The sequence below is a fragment of the Streptomyces sp. NPDC024017 genome (genome assembly GCF_040638895.1).
Lineage (GTDB): Bacteria > Actinomycetota > Actinomycetes > Streptomycetales > Streptomycetaceae > Streptomyces.
Genome location: NZ_JBEZYZ010000009.1, coordinates 67,333 through 88,635, shown reverse-complemented (window position 1 = coordinate 88,635; position 21,303 = coordinate 67,333). Strand labels below are relative to the sequence as shown.

Annotated in this window: 24 protein-coding genes and 1 pseudogene; 18 read left to right on the top strand and 7 right to left on the bottom strand. The window is 69.1% G+C overall.

Annotated elements, in window-relative coordinates; genetic code table 11:
- Nucleotides 1-265: 265 nt before the first annotated feature.
- Both AB0G20_RS24655 and AB0G20_RS24650 read right to left on the bottom strand, forming a co-directional pair.
- Nucleotides 266-700: a MarR family transcriptional regulator gene (locus AB0G20_RS24655; RefSeq protein ID WP_361306018.1), complete on the bottom strand. Its 435-nt coding sequence runs from the start codon at nt 698-700 to the stop codon at nt 266-268.
- 254 nt (nt 701-954) lie between these two features.
- The gene (locus AB0G20_RS24650) at nt 955-1,209 is read right to left on the bottom strand and encodes a hypothetical protein (protein WP_361306016.1); all 255 of its coding nucleotides are present in this window, start codon (nt 1,207-1,209) and stop codon (nt 955-957) included.
- Between the two features lie 234 nt (nt 1,210-1,443).
- On the opposite strand from AB0G20_RS24650, the gene AB0G20_RS24645 reads away from it, so the two are divergent.
- From AB0G20_RS24645 to AB0G20_RS24620, 6 genes are all read left to right on the top strand, one after another.
- Nucleotides 1,444-2,202 (top strand): SDR family oxidoreductase, encoded by a 759-nt coding sequence (locus tag AB0G20_RS24645; protein WP_361306014.1) that lies wholly within the window; start codon nt 1,444-1,446, stop codon nt 2,200-2,202.
- 50 nt (nt 2,203-2,252) lie between these two features.
- Nucleotides 2,253-2,918, top strand: coding sequence for a helix-turn-helix domain-containing protein (locus tag AB0G20_RS24640; protein ID WP_361306012.1), 666 nt, complete (start codon nt 2,253-2,255; stop codon nt 2,916-2,918).
- Nucleotides 2,919-3,139: 221 nt separating this feature from the next.
- A complete protein-coding gene (locus AB0G20_RS24635) occupies nt 3,140-3,739 on the top strand; it encodes a flavodoxin family protein (protein WP_361306010.1) in 600 nt (199 codons plus the stop codon).
- Between the two features lie 53 nt (nt 3,740-3,792).
- Nucleotides 3,793-4,185 carry a nuclear transport factor 2 family protein gene (locus tag AB0G20_RS24630; RefSeq protein ID WP_361306008.1) on the top strand — a complete coding sequence of 131 codons (393 nt, stop codon included), beginning with the start codon at nt 3,793-3,795 and terminating at the stop codon, nt 4,183-4,185.
- 25 nt (nt 4,186-4,210) lie between these two features.
- Nucleotides 4,211-4,909: a type 1 glutamine amidotransferase domain-containing protein gene (locus tag AB0G20_RS24625; protein WP_361306006.1), complete on the top strand. Its 699-nt coding sequence runs from the start codon at nt 4,211-4,213 to the stop codon at nt 4,907-4,909.
- A gap of 183 nt (nt 4,910-5,092) precedes the next feature.
- Nucleotides 5,093-5,962 (top strand): helix-turn-helix domain-containing protein, encoded by an 870-nt coding sequence (locus AB0G20_RS24620; protein WP_361306004.1) that lies wholly within the window; start codon nt 5,093-5,095, stop codon nt 5,960-5,962.
- A gap of 79 nt (nt 5,963-6,041) precedes the next feature.
- On the opposite strand, the gene AB0G20_RS24615 is transcribed toward AB0G20_RS24620, so the two are convergent.
- Nucleotides 6,042-6,404 (bottom strand): DUF4333 domain-containing protein, encoded by a 363-nt coding sequence (locus AB0G20_RS24615; protein ID WP_361306002.1) that lies wholly within the window; start codon nt 6,402-6,404, stop codon nt 6,042-6,044.
- A gap of 475 nt (nt 6,405-6,879) precedes the next feature.
- Between AB0G20_RS24615 and AB0G20_RS24610 the strand changes: the two genes are divergently transcribed.
- Nucleotides 6,880-7,812, top strand: a complete 933-nt coding sequence (locus AB0G20_RS24610) for an NADP-dependent oxidoreductase (protein ID WP_361306000.1) — start codon at nt 6,880-6,882, stop codon at nt 7,810-7,812.
- 68 nt (nt 7,813-7,880) lie between these two features.
- Here AB0G20_RS24610 and AB0G20_RS24605 read toward each other — a convergent pair whose 3' ends face one another.
- On the bottom strand, nt 7,881-8,168 hold the full coding sequence (locus AB0G20_RS24605) for a hypothetical protein (protein ID WP_361306522.1): 288 nt from the start codon (nt 8,166-8,168) through the stop codon (nt 7,881-7,883).
- Between AB0G20_RS24605 and AB0G20_RS24600 the strand changes: the two genes are divergently transcribed.
- Entirely contained in the window at nt 8,148-8,345 is a 198-nt protein-coding gene (locus AB0G20_RS24600; protein WP_361306548.1) for a hypothetical protein, read from the top strand. The two genes, AB0G20_RS24605 and AB0G20_RS24600, sit on opposite strands and share 21 nt — an antisense overlap.
- Before the next feature lie 359 nt (nt 8,346-8,704).
- On the opposite strand, the pseudogene AB0G20_RS24595 reads toward AB0G20_RS24600, so the two are convergent.
- Nucleotides 8,705-9,544: pseudogene (locus AB0G20_RS24595) on the bottom strand (helix-turn-helix transcriptional regulator); the annotation flags it as partial.
- 122 nt (nt 9,545-9,666) lie between these two features.
- Complete coding sequence (locus AB0G20_RS24590; RefSeq protein WP_361305998.1) at nt 9,667-10,542, bottom strand: helix-turn-helix domain-containing protein; 876 nt, start codon at nt 10,540-10,542, stop codon at nt 9,667-9,669.
- Nucleotides 10,543-10,941: 399 nt separating this feature from the next.
- Between AB0G20_RS24590 and AB0G20_RS24585 the strand changes: the two genes are divergently transcribed.
- The 9 genes from AB0G20_RS24585 (at nt 10,942) to AB0G20_RS24545 (ending at nt 18,094) form a co-directional block, all read left to right on the top strand.
- On the top strand, nt 10,942-11,136 hold the full coding sequence (locus AB0G20_RS24585) for a hypothetical protein (protein WP_361305996.1): 195 nt from the start codon (nt 10,942-10,944) through the stop codon (nt 11,134-11,136).
- Nucleotides 11,137-11,164: 28 nt separating this feature from the next.
- Nucleotides 11,165-11,497, top strand: coding sequence for a carboxymuconolactone decarboxylase family protein (locus tag AB0G20_RS24580; RefSeq protein WP_361305994.1), 333 nt, complete (start codon nt 11,165-11,167; stop codon nt 11,495-11,497).
- 8 nt (nt 11,498-11,505) lie between these two features.
- Nucleotides 11,506-11,913: a cupin domain-containing protein gene (locus tag AB0G20_RS24575; protein WP_361305992.1), complete on the top strand. Its 408-nt coding sequence runs from the start codon at nt 11,506-11,508 to the stop codon at nt 11,911-11,913.
- A 26-nt stretch (nt 11,914-11,939) separates the two neighbouring features.
- A complete protein-coding gene (locus AB0G20_RS24570; RefSeq protein WP_361305990.1) occupies nt 11,940-12,956 on the top strand; it encodes a zinc-dependent alcohol dehydrogenase family protein in 1,017 nt (338 codons plus the stop codon).
- Nucleotides 12,957-13,065: 109 nt separating this feature from the next.
- Entirely contained in the window at nt 13,066-13,491 is a 426-nt protein-coding gene (locus AB0G20_RS24565; protein ID WP_361305988.1) for a nuclear transport factor 2 family protein, read from the top strand.
- 340 nt (nt 13,492-13,831) lie between these two features.
- The gene (locus AB0G20_RS24560; RefSeq protein ID WP_361305986.1) at nt 13,832-14,203 is read left to right on the top strand and encodes a DUF2255 family protein; all 372 of its coding nucleotides are present in this window, start codon (nt 13,832-13,834) and stop codon (nt 14,201-14,203) included.
- Nucleotides 14,204-14,271: 68 nt separating this feature from the next.
- Complete coding sequence (locus AB0G20_RS24555; protein WP_361305984.1) at nt 14,272-15,858, top strand: Na+/H+ antiporter; 1,587 nt, start codon at nt 14,272-14,274, stop codon at nt 15,856-15,858.
- A gap of 56 nt (nt 15,859-15,914) precedes the next feature.
- Complete coding sequence (locus AB0G20_RS24550) at nt 15,915-16,874, top strand: amidohydrolase family protein (protein WP_361305982.1); 960 nt, start codon at nt 15,915-15,917, stop codon at nt 16,872-16,874.
- A gap of 233 nt (nt 16,875-17,107) precedes the next feature.
- On the top strand, nt 17,108-18,094 hold the full coding sequence (locus tag AB0G20_RS24545) for an aldo/keto reductase (RefSeq protein ID WP_361305980.1): 987 nt from the start codon (nt 17,108-17,110) through the stop codon (nt 18,092-18,094).
- 122 nt (nt 18,095-18,216) lie between these two features.
- Here AB0G20_RS24545 and AB0G20_RS24540 read toward each other — a convergent pair whose 3' ends face one another.
- Nucleotides 18,217-19,605 (bottom strand): glycoside hydrolase family 43 protein, encoded by a 1,389-nt coding sequence (locus AB0G20_RS24540; RefSeq protein WP_361305978.1) that lies wholly within the window; start codon nt 19,603-19,605, stop codon nt 18,217-18,219.
- Between the two features lie 240 nt (nt 19,606-19,845).
- On the opposite strand from AB0G20_RS24540, the gene AB0G20_RS24535 reads away from it, so the two are divergent.
- Nucleotides 19,846-21,297, top strand: coding sequence for an amidase (locus tag AB0G20_RS24535; protein ID WP_361305976.1), 1,452 nt, complete (start codon nt 19,846-19,848; stop codon nt 21,295-21,297).
- Nucleotides 21,298-21,303: the final 6 nt, after the last annotated feature.

Genomic DNA, 21,303 nt, shown 5'->3' with positions numbered 1-21,303 from the left:
CCACAGGGCTACCGGGACGAAGTCGCAGTCGGCGGCCGGAGGCGGGGCACAGGCGGCACCGCTGACCGAGGAGTCGCCCGTGATCAAGGCCGGGGTTCGGTACACAAGCTAAGCATTAACCCCCTGATTCCCACCAAGCAAGCGTGAGTGCATCAAGCACCTTGATACCTTCGATGACCGGTCGCGACCTTCCCGGCCACGCGCACTGCCGTGCGGATCACCTTCAACGCGCCGGTGCCGGTCAGCCGCTGCCGCCACGGCGGCGTCACGCCTCTTCGGAGCCCTCACCATGCCGATCCAACGACGGCAAGGCATCAGGATTGAGCTCTGCAAGCACGCGGAGCAGCAGGGAATGAACGACGGTCCGCTCAGCGGGCGCAAGGACCGCGAGCGCTTCCCTGTCGAGTCGTTCCACCACCTCCCGCGCCTGGTCGGCGAGCGTCGCGCCGCTGTCGGTGACGACCAGCTGAACGGTTCTGCGGTTCGAAGGGTGCTCGTAGCGAGCCAGAAGGCCGCGGTCCACCAGTGCGTTGACCGCGGTGCCCATGGACTGGGGAGTGAAGCCGGTGCGACGCGCGATCTCCGCTGCGGAGATGCCCGGCGTCCAGGCGGCGTGCTGCAGCGCGTTGTGCTGCGCCGCCGTGAGGTCGAGCGCACGCAGCGCCCTCCCGAGACGCGCCCCACGCTCGTCAGCGATCATGCACAGCACCCATGCCCAGAGGAGAAGCAGCCCGAAGATAGGGGCCGCCTACCACTCCGACGTGATCACCCCCGGCGCGACGTCGGACTGGAGATCCTCCGACGAGGCCAAATGAACGGGGAACTCCGTACCGACGTCGGTCTGGAACCGGCCATCGACATGTTCGTCGGCCCCCTGCTCATCCGCTCGTTCACGCACCATGACCCCGACCTCCCAGGCGGCTGTCGACACCGTCCTCCACGGCCTACGGCCCGTCAGCTCCCCGAGCGGTTGCGCTGCCGGCCGGAGGCCGATCCCGGCACTGGTCGCGACACCGAACCGTCCCGTGAAGGACAGCAACCGCCTGATCCTGCCGACTCCGGCACTTCGCCGCGGATCTGCCACTGAATGCCGCGCGAGCGCACCTGTTCGATCCAGCTGGTGACCGCTTCGGCATCGAAACCGAACTGCGTGATGATGTCGCCGCTCGAGTTCGGCCGCTGCGCGCCGGGAGCACGATAGGCGATCACCTCGTCCCCTGATCGAAGGGGTTGACGCCGACGGCACGAACCGCGCTGCGCCCCCGGCCCGGGCCGGGCTCCGGGACGACGGTGACATCGATCACCGACAGGACCTCGGGACCGCGGTACGCGCCCGCTACCGCATGCCCCCGTCCCAGGCGGTCGGCGTCAAGATTTTGAACGGAGCGCTCCGCTCCGATAAGTTGGATGTACTACACATCGTTCCGCGAGCACGGAGAACACATGAAGGCGACACCCAAGCCGACGGCCCTGGTGACCGGCGGCGGCCGGGGAATAGGCGCGGCGACCTCGCGGGAGCTCGCGGCTCGGGGATACCGCGTGACCGTCAACTACTTCTCGGACCGTCAGTCGGCCGACCGAGTGGTCAAGGACATCGAGGCCGACGGCGGCGAGGCCTTCGCTCTGCAGGGAGACGTGCGCGACCCGGCGCAGGCTGTGGAACTGCTGCGGCGCACCGCGGTGGAGGGGCGTCTCGACGTCCTGGTCTGCAACGCCGCCCCCCACTTCACCCCCACACCGGTCCAGACCCTCGCCTGGGACGACTTCCACGCGAAGCTGACGGGCGAAATGGCTTCCGTCTACACCCTCACGCAGCAGGCACTGGCGATCATGGGCGCCCAAGGGCAGGGCCGGATCGTGTACGTCTCCAGCGCCGTGGCCGAAGGCCCGTCCGCCCCGGGCATGACCGCCCATGGCACCGCCAAGGCCGCCCTGAACACTTTCGCCCGCTTCGTCGCCCACGAGGCCGGCCCGCTCGGCATCAACGTCAACGTCGTGGCACCGGGCTTCGTCCGCACCGAGGGCAGCGCCGGTATGCCGCAGGAGTTCCAGCGGCGCCTGGCGGAGCACACCCCGCTGGGGCGGGTCGCGGAACCGGAGGATGTGGCCCGGGCGATCGCGATGCTGGTCGGCGAGGAGGCCGGCTTCGTCACCGGCTCGATCCTCACCGTCGACGGTGGGTTCGGCGTGGCACGCATGTAGGCGTGACACGCACGCAGGCGTGACACCCACGTAAGGGAGAATGCTTCGCCATGGGTGACACGCACACGGGTACGCCACGCGGCCGCCAGCGGGAGGCGGACCGCAACGACGCCCGCCTCATGCAGGCCGCGCGCGAGGTCTTCGCCGAGCAAGGCTGGGACGCCCCCGTCTCGGAGATCGCCCGTCGAGCCGGAATCGGCATGGGCAGCCTCTACCGCCGCTACCCCAGCAAGGAACTGCTGGCCCAGCGGATGCGCATCGCAGGGATGGAACAGCTCGTCACCCAGGCACGCACGGCACTCACCGAGGAACCCGACCCCTGGGCCGCCTTCACCCGCTTCCTGCGGGACGCGCTCTCGGCCCAAGGGCAGGGCGGTCCGCTCCTCCCCCTGGTCGGCGGCCGCCTGCCGGCCACGGACGACGTCGTGGCCGCAGCCGGTCGGCTGCGCGCCGCACTCGACGACCTGGTGGGAGGCGCACACCGGGCAGGTGTGCTGCGTGCCGACTTCACCTCCGCGGACATCCCGTTGCTGCTCGAACACCTCACCGCACGGATCCCCGTCGCCGGTGAACGTGCCGCCGCGCTCCACCTGCGATACCTCGACCTGGTCCTCGCCGGGCTGCGCACCTCGGCCGCCGACCAGCCCACCGATCTGCCGGGCCCGGCTCCGCACTGGGCGGAACTCAGCGAGCTGTGGAACGCACATGAAGGGTAGGTGAGCCCACAGCTACCGAATGGCGATGTCGGCGAGCTCGGGCAAAGACGAGTGCCTCGCGCACTTAATTCCTGCGGCCAGCCCTTTGCGCCAAACCCACGGGGAGAATCGCTTACCCGGAGAACGGTAGGCAGGGGAAATTTTCCTCCCCCTCACAGCGCGCTCTTCCGATGCAAAGCTTGCTCACGCACCGAGTAAGACATTCGAGGAGCCGCATCACCATGTCCCATTCCGGCCGCCCCACGATCGCCATCGCTTTTCATTCGGGCTACGGCCACACGGCCGTCATCGCCGAAGCCGTGGCGCGTGGCGCAGCGGAAGCCGGCGCCGAGGTGGTCTCGATCTCCGTCGACACCATCACCGACGAGCAGTGGGCGCAGTTGGACGCCGCTGACGCGATCATCTTCGGTGCCCCCACCTACATGGGCACCGCCTCCGCGGCCTTCCACGCGTTCGCCCAGGCCAGCACCAAGCGCTGGTACCCCCAGACCTGGGCGGACAAGCTCGCCGCGGGCTTCACCAACTCCGGTGCCAAGAACGGCGACAAGTCGTCCACCCTGGGCTACTTCGCCACCATGGCCGCCCAGCACGGCATGCACTGGATCAGCCTCGGTCTGCAGCCGGGCTGGGCGTCCACCACGAGCAGCGAGGACGACATCAACCGGCTCGGCTTCTTCATGGGTGCCGGCGCCCAGAGCCCGACCGACGCCGGTCCGGAAGCGGTCCACACGTCGGACATCGCCACCGCGGAGCACCTGGGTGGGCGCGTCGCACGCCAGGCCGCGATCTTCCGCGCCGGCCGGACCGCCCTCGCCGCCTGATCACAAGGCTTCCTTCCCGTATTCCATCCCCCACCCCCCTCAAGGAGCGAACCATGCCCGACTCGCCGAACCTCGCTCTCATCCGCCGGCTGTACGAATCCGGAATGGCCCCGGAAGTCACCAGCGAGGTCATGGCCCCGGACCTCGTCTGGGACATCACCCCGGGCTTCCCGAACAGCGGCGTGTACCACGGCTGGGACAGCGCGGCGAGGGACTTCTTCGGCGAGATGATGCCGAAGTACGAGTCCTTCGGCGCTGTGCCCGAGGAGTTCTACGCGGACGACGACGACCACGTCTTCGTCTACGGGCACTACCACGCCGAGACAAAGACCCGGAACACGGCCGACGTCCGGTTCATCCACCTGTGGACCCTCCGCGACGGCAAGGCCGTCAGCATGCGGCAGGCCGCCGACAGTCACATCCTTCAGGAAGCCCTCAAGGGCTGACACCATCACCGGGAGAGCAGTGACCATGGCGAAGATCCTTTTCGTGATCACAGCGGCCGATCACTGGACGCTGGCCGACGGAACCCGGCAGCCGGCGGGCTTCTGGGCCGAGGAGGCCCTCGGTCCGTACCAGGTCTTCAAGGAGGCCGGGTACGAGATCGCGGCGGCGACACCCGGCGGTGTGCCGCCCACGGCGGACGCGCTCAGCCTCAGCCCGGAGTTCAATGGCGGTGAGGAAGGCGCCGAGCGCATGCGGACCGCACTGCGCGAGGCCACCGAGCTGGCGGACCCGATGCGCATCGAGGACGTGGACATCGACGACTACGCGGCCGTGTTCTACCCCGGCGGCTGGGGTCCGATGGAGGACCTGCCCGACAACGCCGAGTCCGGCAAGCTGCTCAGCGAGTGGCTCGCCTCCGGCAAGCCGCTGTCCCTGGTCTGCCACGGCCCGGCGGCGCTGCTGGCCACCATAGGTCCCGACGGGACTTCCCCGTTCACCGGCTACCGCCTGACCGGCCTGTCCAACGCCGAGGAGAAGCAGAACGGTCTCGCGGACCGCGCGAAGTGGCTCCTGCAGGACCGCCTCGTGAACGACCTCGGGGCGGACTACCGCGAGGCCGATCCGTTCACCCCGTACGTCGAGGTCGACCGCACCCTCCTCACCGGCCAGAACCCGGGGTCGGCGGTTCCGCTGGCCCAGGAGCTGATCAAGGCACTGAGCTGACGCCACAGCCGTGCGCACACTCGGCGGCCCGCACGCACTTCGAGTGCGTACGGGCCGCCGAATTCTGTTGCCTGGCCGCACGGATCGGAAGCGTGGGATTCTGAAGCGTCAGCCAAGCCAAACGTAGGCAATGATGCCCCCGTCACTCTCACAACGCCGGGTTTCTGTGCGAGGCTGGAGATCATGAACCGCGACCCCCATCTGAACGAGCTGGGTGAGTTCCTGAAAGCCCGCCGTGCCGAGCTGAGTCCCACCGACGTCGGACTCCGCGGCGGGCAACGGCGGCGTGTGAGCGGTCTACGCCGTGAGGAAGTGGCCCTTCTCGCCGCGATCAGCACCGAGTACTACACGCGGATCGAGCAGGGCCGTCTCCAGGCATCGGCTCCCCTCCTGGACGAGATCGCCCAGGTCCTCCGACTGAACGAGGCCCAGCGGATCTACCTCTCCGAGCTCGCGGCCAAGCAGACGGCGCGCCCACCGGCGTCCGGCGACCGACAGCAGGTGGATCCGCAGCTCCAGCGCATGCTCGACGATCTCACCGCCACTCCGGCCTTCGTCATCGGCCGGCGGACCGACATCCTGGGCTGGAACCAGCTCGCCGCCGCGTTGTGGACCGACTTCGGGCGTTACCCGGAGCAGGAGCGCGTGTTCATCCGGCTGCTGTTCACCGAACCCTGGATGCGCGAGCTCTACGCGGACTGGGAAGAGGTCACCCGGCTGGCCATCGCTCATTTGCGCATGGAGAGCGCGCGCTACCCGGGCGAACCGCGCCTCGCCGCCCTGGTCGAAGAACTCTCCGCGCGCGACGCGCAGTTCCGTCAGTGGTGGACCGAACACGATGTCGCGATGCGGGACAAGGGCACGAAGAAGCTTCGTCACCCGGCGGTGGGCGAGCTGACGCTCGACTGGAACACGCTCACATGTGGCACGGACCCGGAGCAGCACATCATCGTGTGGAACGCCGAACCCGGTTCCCCATCCCACGACGGGCTGCGCCTGCTGGCCTCCTGGGCCGCGGACCAGAAGCAGAGGGCGTCCGACACCATCGGTTGAGCCCCTTCCTGCCGGCTCGACATGGTGTCGGTCATCGAGGCCATCGAGGCCCGGACGGAGGCGCTCGGCCACTGTCCGGTCAGTCCGCCAGCGGCACGAAGTCGTACGAGACCTTACTTCCGTCGACCTTGGTCACGGACACCAGGATGTCCTGCTTGTTTTCGTCCTTGGCCGTCACCGTGCACGCGACGCTGTCGCCCTGCCGCGCCTTCAGACCTCCGGCACAGATCACGGCTTTCGGCTTCTGTGCGAGCGAGTTCGACGCACGCGGCGCCGTCGGCGGCCTCGCCAATGGCCTCCAGGTCGGGCTGGGTGCAAGGATCAGGCGGAAGCCGGTGCGGACCATCTCCTGATCGTCCGCGATCAGCACCCGTGTCCGGGCCGCACCGCTCGATCCGTCGGCCGTAGCGCTCGCCCCGTTCGGGCCGTTCGGGCCCCTCATACGCGTGATCCTGCCACAGCCTCCAGGACCGGGAAGGTGGCGGTCACGCACCAGCCGCCGTCCGGTTCCCGGCCGCTGGTGAGGGCGCCTTCCACTGCCTCCACGCGCTCGCGCAGCCCGAGAAGGTCCCCGCCATGCCCGGTCACCCCGACTGGCGCTGCTGACCCGGCTGAGAAGCAGGCCGCTGACCTCTGCGAGCAGGCGCAGGCCAGAGATCCGAAAGCAAGGGCAGCTGGCGGGACTGCCCTACGCGGAAGCGGCCGGCGTCAGCGACTGGGCTCGGCCGTCGCCTCGGTGCTGTGAACGGCGGGCGCTGTGACGATCGCGGGCACGGCTCCCGCCAGCCGTAGAGGGGGGACGATTCTTCCCCCCTCTACCCACATCCCAGCCAAGAACCTTCCCCTTTACCCGGCGTGCGCGAGGCGGGAAGGTCGGACGCCTCAACGACCGTATGCCGAGCAATGAGGTAATTCGAATGAAGGCTGTGGGTTTCACGGAATTCGGCGGGCCGGAGGTGCTTCAGGTCCTGGAGCTGCCCGCCCCCGATACCGGTCCGGGCGAAGTGCGGATCCGGGTGCACGCCGCGACCGTCAACACGGTCGATGCCCTGCAGCGCAGCGGGCCCTCCGGGTCGTCGGACGCCCAGCCGCCGTTCGTTCCCGGCATGGAAGCCGCTGGGGTCGTGGACCGGATAGGCCCGGGTACGGACACAGATCTGAAGGTCGGCGACCGTGTGATGGCGATCGTGCTTCCGGGCGGCTCGCGCGGCGCCTACGCCGAGCAGGTCGTGGTGCCTGCGGATTCGGTCGTCCGCGCTCCGCACGGTGCGACCGACGTGCAGGCCGCGTCCCTCCCGATGAACGGCCTGACCGCACGCCTGGCACTGGACACGCTCGACCTGGAGCCCGGGCAGACCGTCGCGATCACGGGAGCGGCCGGCGCGGTCGGCGGTTACGCCGTCCAACTGGCCAAGGCTGACGGGCTGCGGGTGGTGGCCGACGCCTCGGAGCAGGACGAGGCACTGGTCAAGGAACTCGGTGCCGATGTCGTGCTCCGCCGCGGTGCCGAATACCCGGACCGGGTACGCGCCGAGATCCCTGACGGAGTGGACGGACTCGTCGACGGCGCGTCACTCAGCGGTCTCACCGCTCGGGCCGTCCGCGACGGCCGCCGAGTGGTGACGCTGCGCGGCTTCGACAGCCCCGGCGAGCGGGGCGTCGTCTTCGAGCCGATCGTCGTGTTCCGCTACGCCAGGGAGCGCGCCAAGCTCGACCGGCTCCGGCAGCAGGTGGAGGAGGGCCGCATCACGCTGCGGGTGGCGAAGACGTTGCCGGCGGAACAGGCCGCCGAAGCGCATCGGCTTCTCGCCGCGGGCGGGATCCGTGGCCGACTGATCCTCACGTTCTGAGCACGGCGGCGAGGGAGGCACAGCCGGTACGACCGGCGGCTGATGAATGCGGCGCTACGCCTCCGGCGTCATCGGACCTCCGGGGACTGGCTCGCGGCGACACGCGCAGCCGTCACCGCGGCCTGTTGTGTCAAGGTCCGGGCGAGCGCGTCGGCGCCACGTGCCAGCAGGCCCACATCGACGCCGACGGCGGTGAAATTGGTCCCGAGCTCGATGCACCGCCGCGCGAATGCGGGGTCGGTCGTCAGCACGCCGGCGGGTTTGCCCGTCGCGCGGACGCGGCCGATCGCGTGCTCGACTGCCCCGGTGACGGTCGGTGTGTTCGGGTCTCCGGCATGACCGAGGCCGGCGGCCAGGTCGGGCCGATGGAGATGCCGTCCACGCCGGTCGTCGCCTTCGCCCCGGCCGGGGACTACACCGACGAGTCCTGGAGTACGACGGCCACGATCGAGGAGTTCCATGCCGAGTTCGCCGGCTGGGACCCGCGGGTGACGGACGCGCGAACTGGCCGCCCGCGGCCGTCCGCCGTCTGAACGGCACATGTGTCGACGTTCCCGGCTACCGACCTGCCACGTCACGGACCACCGCTGTCCGGCATGCCAGACTGCGAAGAGAGCGTCGGCTCGGCCTCGTTCTTGGAGTGAGGCCGCTCTGACCCCGGACCCCGCTCAGAGACTCGACGCTGCATGGCAATGGTCCCGTCGGAGGGCGGGGTGCCACTGTGCTGACCGGCGCAGTCCAGGCTGGATGATGGAATGGCTGAAGAACAGGTGGCCCGGAAGTGGTCACCCGGCCGGTGCGGGATCGGACAAGACTTCGCCGGGCGCTCCATGGCAGTTCGGTGCGGACGGCCCACTCTTGCCACCCTCCCATCACGCCGCTGTCGCAAGGTACGGTCGGCAGTCCATGACGCGAGGAAACGCAGTCCGTCATGGGATGGGGTCCCGGGCTCAGCCGTCCCGATCACCAGCTGCTGTGCGGGGTCGGCTGTGCAGGTCAGGCTGGACCAGTCGAGAGTGAGATCGCCGACAACCGGGGGACGCAGCCTCTTGGTGCCCACCTCCAGCCCAGTCATCTGGCGACCTGCCCACCACTGCCGGAAGTCGGCGTCTGTAACCGACAACTCACCTACGAGTGCGGCCAACCGGGGGTCGCCTGGCCACTTGGCGGCTTCCAGGCGCAGTTGGGCGACACAGCTCCGGGCGATCGTCCTCCAGTCGAGGTAGAGCTCCCGGAAGCAGGGGTCGGTGAAGAGCAACCGGGCGTAGTTGCGCTTCTTCTGCGGGATCCGGCCGAAGTCGGTGAGCAGTGCGGCTGCCAGTGCGTTCCATGCCAGGATGTCCATGTGCCGCCCCACGACCAGCGCGGGGGCCGCGGTCAGCTCGTCCAGGAGGCGCCTGAGTCCCGGCTGGACTTTCTGCGTCGGCAGGCGGCGCGGATCGCACTCACCCCTCGCGGCCAGCTCGAACAGGTGGTCACGCTGGTCATCGTCAAGGTGCAAGACGCGGACGAGCGTGGCGAGCTCCGATGTCGACACGCGGGTACGTCCCTGCTCCAACCGCGCGTAGCGGCCGGTGCTGATCCCCGCGAGCTGGGCGACCTCCGCCCGGCGCAGCCCCGGCACCCTCCGGGGTTCCCCGGACTCGGGCAGGCCCACGGTACGCGGGCTGAGTTGTGCCCGGCACTCCTTGAGAAATTCTCCCAGCTCGGACGAATGTGCGTCGCTGTACATGGCAGCTAGTGTCACAGCACTCGATCGAAAAGTGAGGGGGAAGGTTTTCTCCCCGGGTCTGGGCAGTCATCCTGCTTTCCCCGAGTGAGTGACCATGAATGCCTGGCGATCAGACTGACAGGTCAGCTGACCCGATCGGCCGTGAATCCACCGGGCCGCCCGGCGGCCCACCCGGCGAGAACACGCAGTCCGTCGTACGACGGCGTGCCGGGCTCCGCCGTCCAGACGACGAGTTGCTGACCGGGATCCGTGCTGCAGGTGAGGGTGTCCCAGTCGAGGGCGAGTTCGCCGGCGACGGGATGGCGGAATTTCTGCGTGCCCGTGTTGTGGGAGGCCATGTGATGGCCTCGTCCCCACCACTGCCCGAAGTCCTTGTCCTGCACCGAGAGATCCCCGACCAGACTGGTCAGCCGCGGGTCGTCCGGGTGATTGGCGGCCAGCACGCGTAGATGGGACACGCACTCGCGGGCGACGGCACTCCAGTCCGCGTACAACGTCCGCATAGCCGGGTCGGTGAAGAGGATACGGACGTAGTTCCGCTTCTTTGCGGGCACCTTCGCGAAATCGGTCAACAGGGCGGCGGCGAGCGGATTCCACGCCAGGATGTCCATACGACGGCCGATCACGACGCCAGGGGTCGCGCTGAGGCCGTCGAGCAGGCGGCGCAACTGTGGCTGCACCTTCTGTGTGGCCTGGCGGCGGTGTCGTTCCCTCTGCCGGCCGGCCAGTTCGAACAGGTGGTCACGCTGCTCGTTACCCAGATGCAGGACATGGGCGAGAGTGGCCAGCACCGACGCGGACGGCTGGATGCGGCCCTGCTCCAGCCGCGTGTAGTAATCAACGCTGATACCGGCGAGCAGAGCGACCTCCTCCCGGCGCAGGCCGACCACACGCCGAGGACCACCGGTGTCGGGCAGGCCGACGGTGCGCGGTCTCAACTCGGCCCTCCGCGCCTTGAGGAATTCTCCCAGCGTGTTCAGATGCGCGTCGCTGGTCATGACGGCCAGTCTCGCACCGTCCGGCCTTCGCAAGGGGGGTAAGGATTTCTCCCCTGGATAAGTCAATCCCAGGGTGGAACTCTCCCCTTTGCGGGTTCGCGCGATGGTGGCAGGGTCGATGCCATGGCCGGTGACAGAAGCGGCCAACGGAAAGCATTGACCGAACAGGCGGGCCAACAACCCCCGAATGGGCATTGTTTTCCGGATGTCATCGATATTCAGTATTTCCGTGCGTCAGGCGGAGGAGGCGAGAAGAGACAGTGCGGACGGATGTGACCTTCCTCAGCAATGGCCTGACGCTGCATGGGTGTTGCGCAGCGTCGACCAGATCGCCCAGTACGACTGCTTCGCCGGCAACGAGAGCCTCGCTCCGCGCCCGCTGCTGATGATCGCGGCAGCATGGCCGCCACGGCCCACTTCAGCGGGATCGCCGTCGAACGGGCCGGGGAGCCGGAGAAGTTGTTCGTGATCGACGGCGCGTCCCACTTCTACCTGTACGACAGGGACGCATACGTCTCCCCTGCTTCCGCCAAGCTCACCTCGTTCTTCGGTGAGCACCTGAATCAGCCGCAGGTCGAAGGCCGGGCGGCCTGAATCCCCCCACACGCAAGGAGCCCCCCCCATGACCGAACGGAAGAAGTTCGCGCCGCCGGCGATCCAGGAATTCGCCCCCAAGCTGGCGGAGGTGACCGACACGGTCCTGTTCGGCGACATCTGGGAGCGGCCGGGTCTGTCCCCGCGCGACCGCAGCCTGGTCACCGTCACCGCACTCGCCGCCCTGTACCGCAACGACCAGCTCGGCTTCCACCTCGGCAAGGCGCTGGAGAACGGCGTGACCAAGGACGAGCTGGTCGAGGCCATCACCCACCTCGCGTTCTACGCCGGATGGCCCAACGCCATGACGGCGATGAACCTGCTCAAGGAGATCGTGGACAACTCCGACCAGTCCGGCTGAGGCGCACCATGGAACTGCTGAAGCAGCCCCCGACCATGAAGCTTCCTGCCGAGTGGTTCACCGGCGACGCCTACGCCGACGTGATCTACCGTGGCGAGGCCCCCTCCCGGATGCGGGCCAACATGGTCCGGTTCACTCCAGGGGCCCGCACCGCCTGGCACTCCCACGGCCTGGGCCAGACCCTCTACATCGTCGAGGGCATCGCCCTGGTGCAGTCCCGTGGCGGCGACATCATCGAGGGCCACCCGGGCGACGTCATCCACACACCCCCGGGTGAGGAGCACTGGCACGGCGCCGCGCCCGACCAGTTCATGACCCATCTCGCCCTGTGGGAGACGGACGACACCACATGGCTCGAACACGTCTCGGACGACGAGTACAACGGCCCGCGCGACAGCACCCGTACCCGTCCCTGACACCCCGACAGACCTGAGAGAACATCATGCGAGCAACCGTCATTCACGCGCCCGGTGACATCCGGGTGGAGAACGCCCCCGAGCCGAAGATCTCAGCGCCCACGGACGCGGTCATCCGCACCGTCGCCACCTGCGTGTGCGGCTCCGACCTGTGGAGCTACCGGGGCATCAACCCCGTGACCGAGCCGCAGCCGATCGGCCACGAGTACGTCGGCGTCGTCGAGGAGGTCGGCAGCGACGTTTCGACCGTCAGGCCCGGCCAGTTCGTCATCGGCTCCTTCGCCGCCTCCGACAACACCTGCCCGGTCTGCCAGGCCGGCTACCACACCAACTGCCGGCACCGGGAGTGGGTCATCGGCTGTCAGGCCGAGTACGTCCGTGTTCCCCTCGCCGACGGCACCCTCGTCGCCACCCCGGAGCAGCCGGCCGAAGAACTGATCCCGAGCCTGCTGACGCTGTCCGACGTCATGGGCACCGGCTGGTACGCCGCCAAGGCGGCCGAGGTCAAGCCCGGTTCGACGGCCGTGGTCGTCGGTGACGGCGCGGTGGGCCTGTCCGCCGTCGTCGCCGCGAAGGAACTGGGCGCCGAGCGCATCATCGCCATGAGCAGGCACGAATCCCGGCAGAAGCTGGCCCTGGAGTTCGGCGCCACCGACATCGTCACCGAGCGCGGCGAGGAAGGCGTCGCCCGCGTGAAGGAGCTGACGAACGGCGTCGGCGCCGACTCGGTGCTGGAGTGTGTCGGCACGCAGCAGTCGATGCACCAGGCCCTGCAGTCCACCCGTCCCGGCGGCAACGTCGGCTTCGTCGGCATGCCTCACGACGTGCAGCTCGACGGCCAGGAGCTGTTCTTCTCCCACGTCGGGCTGCGCGGCGGCCCCGCCCCCGTGCGCGCCTACCTTCCCGACCTCATCGACCGCGTCCTCAGCGGCCGTATCAACCCGGGCAAGGTCTTCGACCTCACCTTGCCCCTGGACGAAGTCGCCGAAGGCTACAAGGCCATGGACGAGCGCCGCGCCATCAAGACGCTCCTGCGCCCGTGACCAGGAGCCCCGGCGGTGTGGGCGCTGCCGGCGGCGTCCACCACCGCCGGCAGCGAACCAGCGGTAACCGCGTCCGCCCGTCACAGCCGAGCAGAATGGACCGACCGTCATGACCAGTGAGGCGATCGCCACCGTCGAGGCGTACTTCGAGGCCTTCGGCACGCGCGACATGGAGCGGATCCTCTCCCACTTCGCTCCCGATGCGACCTGGACGATTCCAGGGGATCCGGCACTGACACCCTGGGCCGGACACCGCACCGGGCCGAAGGAGATCCAGCAGTCCCTCACCGCGTTCTTCGCCTCCGTCGAGCCCCTCGCGTTCGAGCTGCAGACCATGGCGGAGGCCGACGGGCGGGTACTGGTACCGGGCCGGTACGCCTCTCGGTTCCATCCCTCGGGGCAGGTACTCGAAAGCGAGATGATCCTGCGTCTCACGATCGTCGACGGCCTGATCTCCGACTATCGCGTCTTCGAGGACTCACTCGGCATCACACGCACCTACCTCGGTGAGCCTCTCACCACCGCACCCTCCTGACCGCAGATCTTCTGGCACCCCGACCACAACGACGCCCGTTACTGCGCCTTCTCGGTCTCAGGAGTCCACCGCATGTCCGCCCCGCTCACGTGGTCACCACCGACCGCCGGTGGGGGCCTGGCCGGCGGCGTGTGTTCCAGACCAGCCTCCGAGCCGTCGCGGTGCTCGGTGCCCTGCCGGCGGCCAGGACGGCATCCTGCATGGCTTGCACGAAGCCTGGCCATGGCCGCCGGCAACGGCCTTCGTCAGCGCCGCGGCGAATTCCTTGCTGCGACCGGTCCGACGACCGTGACGAGCTTCCTCCTGCCCTCACCGGATCAAGGACATTGGAGAAACACCGATGACGACTTGGACGAGCGACGAGCTCGACCGCATCGCGGGGGCTGACGAGTTGGAGATGGCGCCGCTCCGGCGCGACGGCACGCCGCGCAGGCCGGTGCCGATCTGGGTCGTCCGTGACGGTGACGACCTGTACGTCCGCTCGTTCCGGGGTACGGACGGCGGCTGGTGGCACGCGGCCCGCGCGAGCCACGAGGGGCACATCCGCTCCGGCGGTGTCGACAAGAACGTCACCTTCGTCGAGGTGGCCGACTCCGAGATCAACGACCGCATCGACACCGCGTACCGCACCAAGTACGGCCGCTTCGGCGGCGCGAACGTGAACCCCATGGTGGCGGCACGCTCGACGACGCTGAAGCTGGTGCCCGGATGAGCAAGGCATTCCTGGTTCAGGCCGCTGAACTGCCGCCCATAGTCAGCCCGACACAGGAGTAAGCGCCCATGCTCGGACTCGAACTCGTCGTACTCCTGGGCGCGGCAGTGCTGGTCGGCCAGTTCGTCGCGCAGCGCTTGGGTGTTGCACCGCCTGTCGTACTGCTGGTCGTGGGTGCTCTTGTGGGGCTGGTCCCAGCCGTGCGCCAGAGTCAGCTTCCGCCGGACGTGGTGCTATTGCTCTTCCTGCCGGTGTTGCTGTATTGGGAGAGCCTCACCACGTCCACGCGGGAGATCCGCTCGAACCTGCGCGGCATCGTCCTGCTCAGCACGGTCCTGGTGATCCTCACCGCGTGGGCCGTGGCGGCCGCCGGGCACGCGCTCGGACTGCCGTGGGGACCGGCGTGGGCGCTGGGCGCGGCCGTGGCTCCGACCGACGCGACAGCGGTGGGCGTCCTGGCCCGCTCTCTGCCGCGCCGCGAGGTCACCGTGCTGCGCGCCGAGAGCCTGGTCAACGACGGCACGGCACTGGTCATCTTCGGCCTGGCGGTCGGGCTGACCGTCGGCGAGGAGCACCTCACCCTTCCCCACGTGGGCGCGCTGTTCCTCCTTGCCTACGGCGGCGGGGCGGCGGTCGGTGTGGCGGTCGCCTGGGTCAACATGAACCTGCGGCGCCGCCTGGACGATCCCCTGCTGGGCAACCTCGTCATGATCCTGGCGCCGTTCACGGCGTTCCTGCTCGCCGAGATGATCCACGCCTCCGGTGTCCTCGCGGTCGTCGTAAGCGGGCTGATCATGGCCCAGGTGGCTCCCAGCCTCATCCGCGCCGAACATCGCCGACAGGCACTGGCCTTCTGGCCGCTGGCCACATTCATCATCAACAGCGCGCTGTTCGTCCTGGTCGGAGTGGAACTCCAGTACGCGGTGCGCCACTTGAACCGGTCCGACCTCCAGGACGCCCTGATCGCGGTTTGGGTGGTCAGCGTGGTGCTGGTCGTGGTCCGGTTCGCGTTCCTGTTCTCCTCCGCCTACCTGATCCGCGTGCTCGACCGGCGTCCCGAGCAGCGGCTGCGCAGAATCAGTCACCGGGCACGCGTCGTCAGCGGGTTCGCGGGCTTCCGGGGCGCGGTGTCGCTCGCCGTGGCGCTGTCCGTACCGGAGACCCTCGACTCCGGCGTGCCCTTCCCTGACCGCGCCTTCATCGTCTTCGTCACCTCCGGCGTCATCGTGGTGACCCTCGTGGTGCAGGGACTGTTGCTGCCCGGCGTGGTGCGCTGGGCCCGGCTGCCGCGCGACACGTCCGTCGACGAGGAAGAGGTGCTCGCCGAGACCAAGGCGACCGAGGAAGCCATCGAGGCACTGCCCCAACTCGCTGACGAACTGGGCACTGCCCCGAAGGTCATGGAGTGGCTGCGCCAGGAGTACGAGGCCCACCTGGCGACCGTACGGGCCAAAGGCACGGGCTCCGACGGCGATCCCGCCCTGCTCCACAACCGCCACTACACCGACCTCCGCCTCGCCCTCATCGCCCACAAACGCTCAACCGTCGTACGCCTCCGCGATGAGCGAAAGATCGACGACACCGTGCTGCGCCGGCTCCAGGCCGCCCTGGACAACGAAGAGGTGCGGCTGGCCGGACTCGAGCAGGTGGAGTGAGCCGAGTCCGGCAACCGGCCTTACAGCAAGCCACATAGGAAGGGATCCCTCCTGCCATGTCTTCCGGCCTCATCGACGTCCACGCCCATCTCCTGCCTGACTTCTACGTCCAGCAGGCGACAGCGGCGGGCCACGCCCACCCCGATGGCATTGGCGGCTGGCCGTCGTGGTCCGTGGAAGCACACCTGGACCTGATGGATCGCAACGGCATCGAGACCGCGATGCTGTCCATGTCCTCCCCCGGCGTGCACTTCGGCGACGACAGGGCGGCCCGACTCCTCGCCCGGCGCGTCAACGAGTACACCGCCGAACTGACTCGAGACCACCCGGGCCGCTTCGGCAACTTCATGTCGCTTCCCCTGCCCGACGTGGAGGCCTCGCTGGAGGAGATCGCATTCGCTTTCGACGAACTCGACGCCGACGGCGTGGCATTGCTGACGCACACGCACGGGGTGTACCTGGGCGACCAGCGCCTCGACCCGCTCTTCGCGGAACTCGACCGCCGCCGGGCCGTGGTCTTTCTGCACCCCACGTCGCCGGTGTGCTGGGAACAGTCCGCACTCGGCAGACCGCGGCCGATGGTCGAGTACATCTTCGACACGGCCCGCACCGTCACGGACCTGGTGATGGCGGGCGTCCTGACGCGCCATCCGAACATGCAGGTGATCGTCCCCCACTGCGGTGGCGCGGTTCCCGTCCTGGCCGACCGCATCAACGAGTTCATGAGGCTGTTCCTGCCTTCGGAGGAGTCACCCTCTCTCGATGCGGTGCAGCAACTACGGGACCTGTACTACGACATGGCGGGCACAGCCTTCCCACGCCAGGTTCCCGCGCTGCTGAAGCTCGTCGATCCGGACCGCGTGCTGTTCGGCAGCGACTACTGCTGGACCCCTCCCCCGCTGGCCGATGCCCACATCGCGGCGATCGACGCGGCCGAGTCACCGGCGGAGGGGACCACGTGGCGTTCCCTGACGACGGCCAACGCCCAGCGTTTGTTCCCGGGGTCAGCGCGGTGAACGACAGCCGCCAAGGTCCCAGCGCGATCACGCGGCCGACATCACCGGTTCAGCGTTTGAGGTGAGCATCGAGTGTGCCGCCGTCCTCGGGCTTGTCCAGTCACCGTTCGGAGCGGCGAGCGTCGACCGCATTGCTCGATCCGGAATCGAGCGTCAAGAAGGACACCGGTTGCTGCAGCGGCCGCCCTGCGGCGGCGAACGTCGACCGGTGTTGGCATCAACAAGGAGGAAAAATGCACACGCGAACACTCGGGCGCGACCTCCGGGTCTCCGCCATCGGCCTCGGCGCCATGGGAATGTCCCAGAGCTACGGCCCGAACCCCGGTGATCGAGACGACATGATCGCCGTGCTCCGTGGCGCCGTCGACCGCGGGGTCACGTTCTTCGACACCGCAGAGGTGTACGGCCCCTACGTCAACGAGGAGCTCGTCGGAGAGGCGCTCGCTCCGGTGCGTGACCAAGTGGTGATCGCCACCAAGTTCGGATTCCGCATCGAGAACGGTGCCTCCGCCGGACTCAACAGCCGCCCCGAGCAGATCCGCGCCGTCGCCACGGCCTCCCTGAAACGGCTCAGGGTCGACACGATCGACCTGTTCTACCAGCACCGCGTTGATCCGGAGGTGCCGATCGAAGACGTCGCCGGCACGGTGGGCGAACTCGTGCGGGAGGGCAAGGTCCGCGGCTTCGGGCTCTCGGAGGCCAGTGCGGAGACCATCCGCCGTGCCCACTCGGTTCACCCGGTGACGGCGGTGCAGAGCGAGTACTCGTTGTGGACCCGGGATCCTGAGCCGGAGGTCCTGCCGACGTGCGCGGCACTCGGGATCGGCTTCGTGCCCTTCAGTCCGCTCGGCAAGGGGTTCCTGACCGGGGCGGTGGACGCGTCGACGTCGTTCACGGACGGCGACGTCCGCACCACCATTCCTCGGTTCACGGCCGAGAACCGTGCGGCGAACCGGGCTCTCGTCGAGCACATCGCCACCCTCGCGCAGGCCAAGGACGCCACACCGGGGCAGGTCGCGCTCGCCTGGCTGCTTGCCCAGCATCCGTCGATCGTTCCGATCCCCGGAACGAGGCGCATCGCCCGCATCGAGGAGAACACCGGCGCCACCCAGCTGCCGCTCTCCGCCGACGAACTGGCGGACCTCAACGAACTCGCCGGCCGGGTCGGGGTGCAGGGAGACCGCTACAACGAGCACCACATGTCGCTGGTCGACAAGTAGCAGGCGAACGGAAACCATCTGCGGGCGGCACACCGGTTTCGGCGGCAGCACCCGTTCGCGGCCGTTTCCGCCTGTAGCGAGCCGCCCTCCAGCATAATTGCCCAGGTCAGCAGGAGTGCAGGTCACGCCCAGGACGCCACCGGCACGAACGAACTGTCCTGCCGGAACTGATCGGTTCCGTTGGAGCGCTCCACGCGGAGTTGGTAGGCGTAGTGACGCAGGTAGTGGCCCGGGTAGTTGTACGACTCGAAGCGGACGGAGCCCGAGGCCGTGCCGGTCCGGAGGATGAACGTGGCGTCCTTGGCGAAGGTGCTCGTGCCGTCGTTCGGGTCGAAGCGGGCGCGGAAGTCCCAGTGGCGCAGATAGTTGCCGGCCGCGTCGCGGAAGGAGTACCCGCTGCCGTCGGCCAGGCCGGCGACGACCGTGAAGGTGGCGGACTGCTTCTCGGCGGTGGTGCTGGAGGCGCTGACCACGGGCAGGTTGAGGAGCGAGGACTGCTGCTGCCAGTAGCGGGTCGGGTAGTTGGCCGACCGGAAGGAGCGCGTGACGTTCCGGGACAGGCTCGGGCCGCCCGCGACCGTCTCCTTGACCACCGTGAAGTGCCGTGCCGTACCGGAGATCGCGGGCAGTGCGGCCGGGGCCGACCAGGTGGCGAAAGTGTCGTAGCTGTCGCTGTAGTAGTAGTTCCCGTCGCCGTAGCCGTCGAAGAACATGCGCCAGCCGCCGTTGTCGAGTTGCACCAGCGCCGGACCCTCGCGGTAGCTCCCCCAGCCGGCCCAGTCGCCCGTCCTGCGGATCGTGTACGGGCCGGTGAGGTTCGAGGCGGTGGCGTACTCGATGTACTTCGTCGTCTCGTTCTTCGGGAACGCGTGGTACGTCGAGCCGATCTTCACGATGAACGTGTCGATGTGGTTGGCGCCGATGCCGGAGAGGGCGACCGGTGAACTCCACGCCGTGAGCGCCGAGTTCGTGGCCCTCAGCCGGTACGGGGTGAAGATCCACTCGTCGTTCGTGGTGGAGCAGGACACGATGATGTTCACGCTGCCGTCGCTGTCGACGAACCACTCGGGCGCCCAGGCGCGGGAGAGGCCCGCGATCGGGACCGTGTAGTCGTACAGGAACGTCCAGTTGACGCGGTCGGAGCTGCGGGCGAAACCGATGGTCGTGCTGGGGTCCTGCCAGGTGTGCGTGGTGTAGGTGACGTAGTAGTAGCCGTCGGTGTGTCTGATGACGGCTGCGTCGCGGATCCGGTTCGCGGGTGGTGTGTACGCCGAGGAGCGCAGCAGCCGGAAGTCGGTGGCGTCGTCCGACTGGTACACGTTGACCGTGCCGTCGTTGCTGTTGAGGAACGGCACGATGGTGTAGCGGGTGGCCGAGCCGTTCGGGGGCGCGGCGGCCAGGGCGCTGCCGAGCAGCCCGGGGGTCTCGCCGAGCAGGACCGCCGAGGCGGGCAGGGCGGCCAGGGCGCGCAGCAGCGTGCGGCGGGACGGGGCGGCGGGGTGTGGGGTCACGGGCGGCTCTCCCTAGGACACCAGGATTCGATATACCGAACAGAGTTCGGCAACTCGATCAGACGTGGGGGCTCAGAACGTAAGGGCGCAGCGGAGGGCCGTCAATGGTTTGAACAGGGGCCGATGTGCCCAGTGAGGTAGATGCGGCCGGTGGGTGAACGTCCACTGCTGTCGTCGGCATTCCGCCACCGGCCACCGGACGTTACCGTTCGGTAGACAGCCGCTTCCGGAGGTGTCCGTATGACGCTCGACCGTTCCGAAGGCCTGGCGGAGACAGCCCGTGCGCTGGCCGCCGGGGAGGTGACGTCGCGGGCGCTGGTCGAGCGGACGCTGGCGCGGATCGAGGCGAGCCAGGCCGGTCTCAACGCCTTCCGGATCGTCCGTGCCGAGGCCGCGCTCGCCGAGGCCGACGCCGCGGACCTGGAACTGGCCGCGTCCGCCGACCGGGGCCCGGCCTCGAAGCGCGCGCACAAGCCGCTGCTCGGTGTGCCCGTCGCGGTGAAGGACGACATGGACGTGGCCGGTGAGCCGACCGCGTTCGGCTGCTGCGGGGAGTTCCCGCCGGTCGCCGAGGACGGCGAGGCGGTGCGGCGGCTGCGCGCGGCCGGGGCCGTGATCATCGGCAAGACCAACACCTGCGAGTTCGGGCAGTGGCCCTTCACCGAGGGGCCCGCCTTCGGCGCGACCCGCAACCCGTGGAGCACGGACCACACGCCCGGCGGTTCCTCAGGCGGATCGGCCGCCGCGGTCGCCGCCGGTCTGGTGCCCGCCGCGCTCGGCTCGGACGGTGCCGGTTCGGTGCGGATCCCGGCCGCGTGGACGCATCTGGTCGGCATCAAGCCGCAACGCGGCCGGGTCTCGACCTGGCCGCGCGGCGAGTCCTTCCAGGGCATCACCGTCAACGGCACCCTGGCCCGCACGGTCGCGGACGCGGCCCTGCTGCTGGACGCGGCGAGCGGCAACCACGCGCGGGACCCGCACCGGCCCCCGGCCCTCGACGTGTCCGGGGCCGTCGGCCGCGACCCCGGGCGGCTGCGCATCGCGCTCTCCCTCAAGCCGCCCTTCACGGCGGTGCCCGCCCGGCTCCTGCCCGAGGTGCGGACCCGGGTCGTCGCACTGGCCGAGCGGCTCGCCGCGTCGGGGCACATCGTGGAGGAGGCGGACCCGCCGTACGGGCAGATCGGTCTGACCTTCGTGCCACGCGCCACGGCCGGGATCGCCGAGCGCGTGGGCGAGGCGCCCTTCCCCGCGCTGCTGGACCGGCGCACCCGGGACGCGGCCCGGCTGGGCCGGCTGCTCGCCGGTGCCCCGCTGCGGGCGGCCCGGCGTGCGGAGACCGTGCTGCACCGGCGTATCGGCGGGTTCTTCACCTCCTACGACGTCGTTCTCGCGCCGACGACCGCCGCTCCCCCGCCCCGGATCGGCGCCCTGCTCGAACTCAGCGGGTTCGCCACCGACCGGGCGATGATCGCCGCCTGCCCGTACGCCTGGCCGTGGAACGTGCTGGGCTGGCCCGGCGTCAACGTACCCGCCGGATTCACGGCGGACGGACTGCCGGTCGGCGCGCAGTTGCTGGGCCCGGCGAACAGCGAGCCCCTGCTCGTGCAGGTGGCCGCCCAGTTGGAGGCGGAGCTGCGCTGGTCCGAGAAGTGGCCGTCGCCGCCGGTCACGGCACGTTCCGCTGCCGCGTGAGCGACG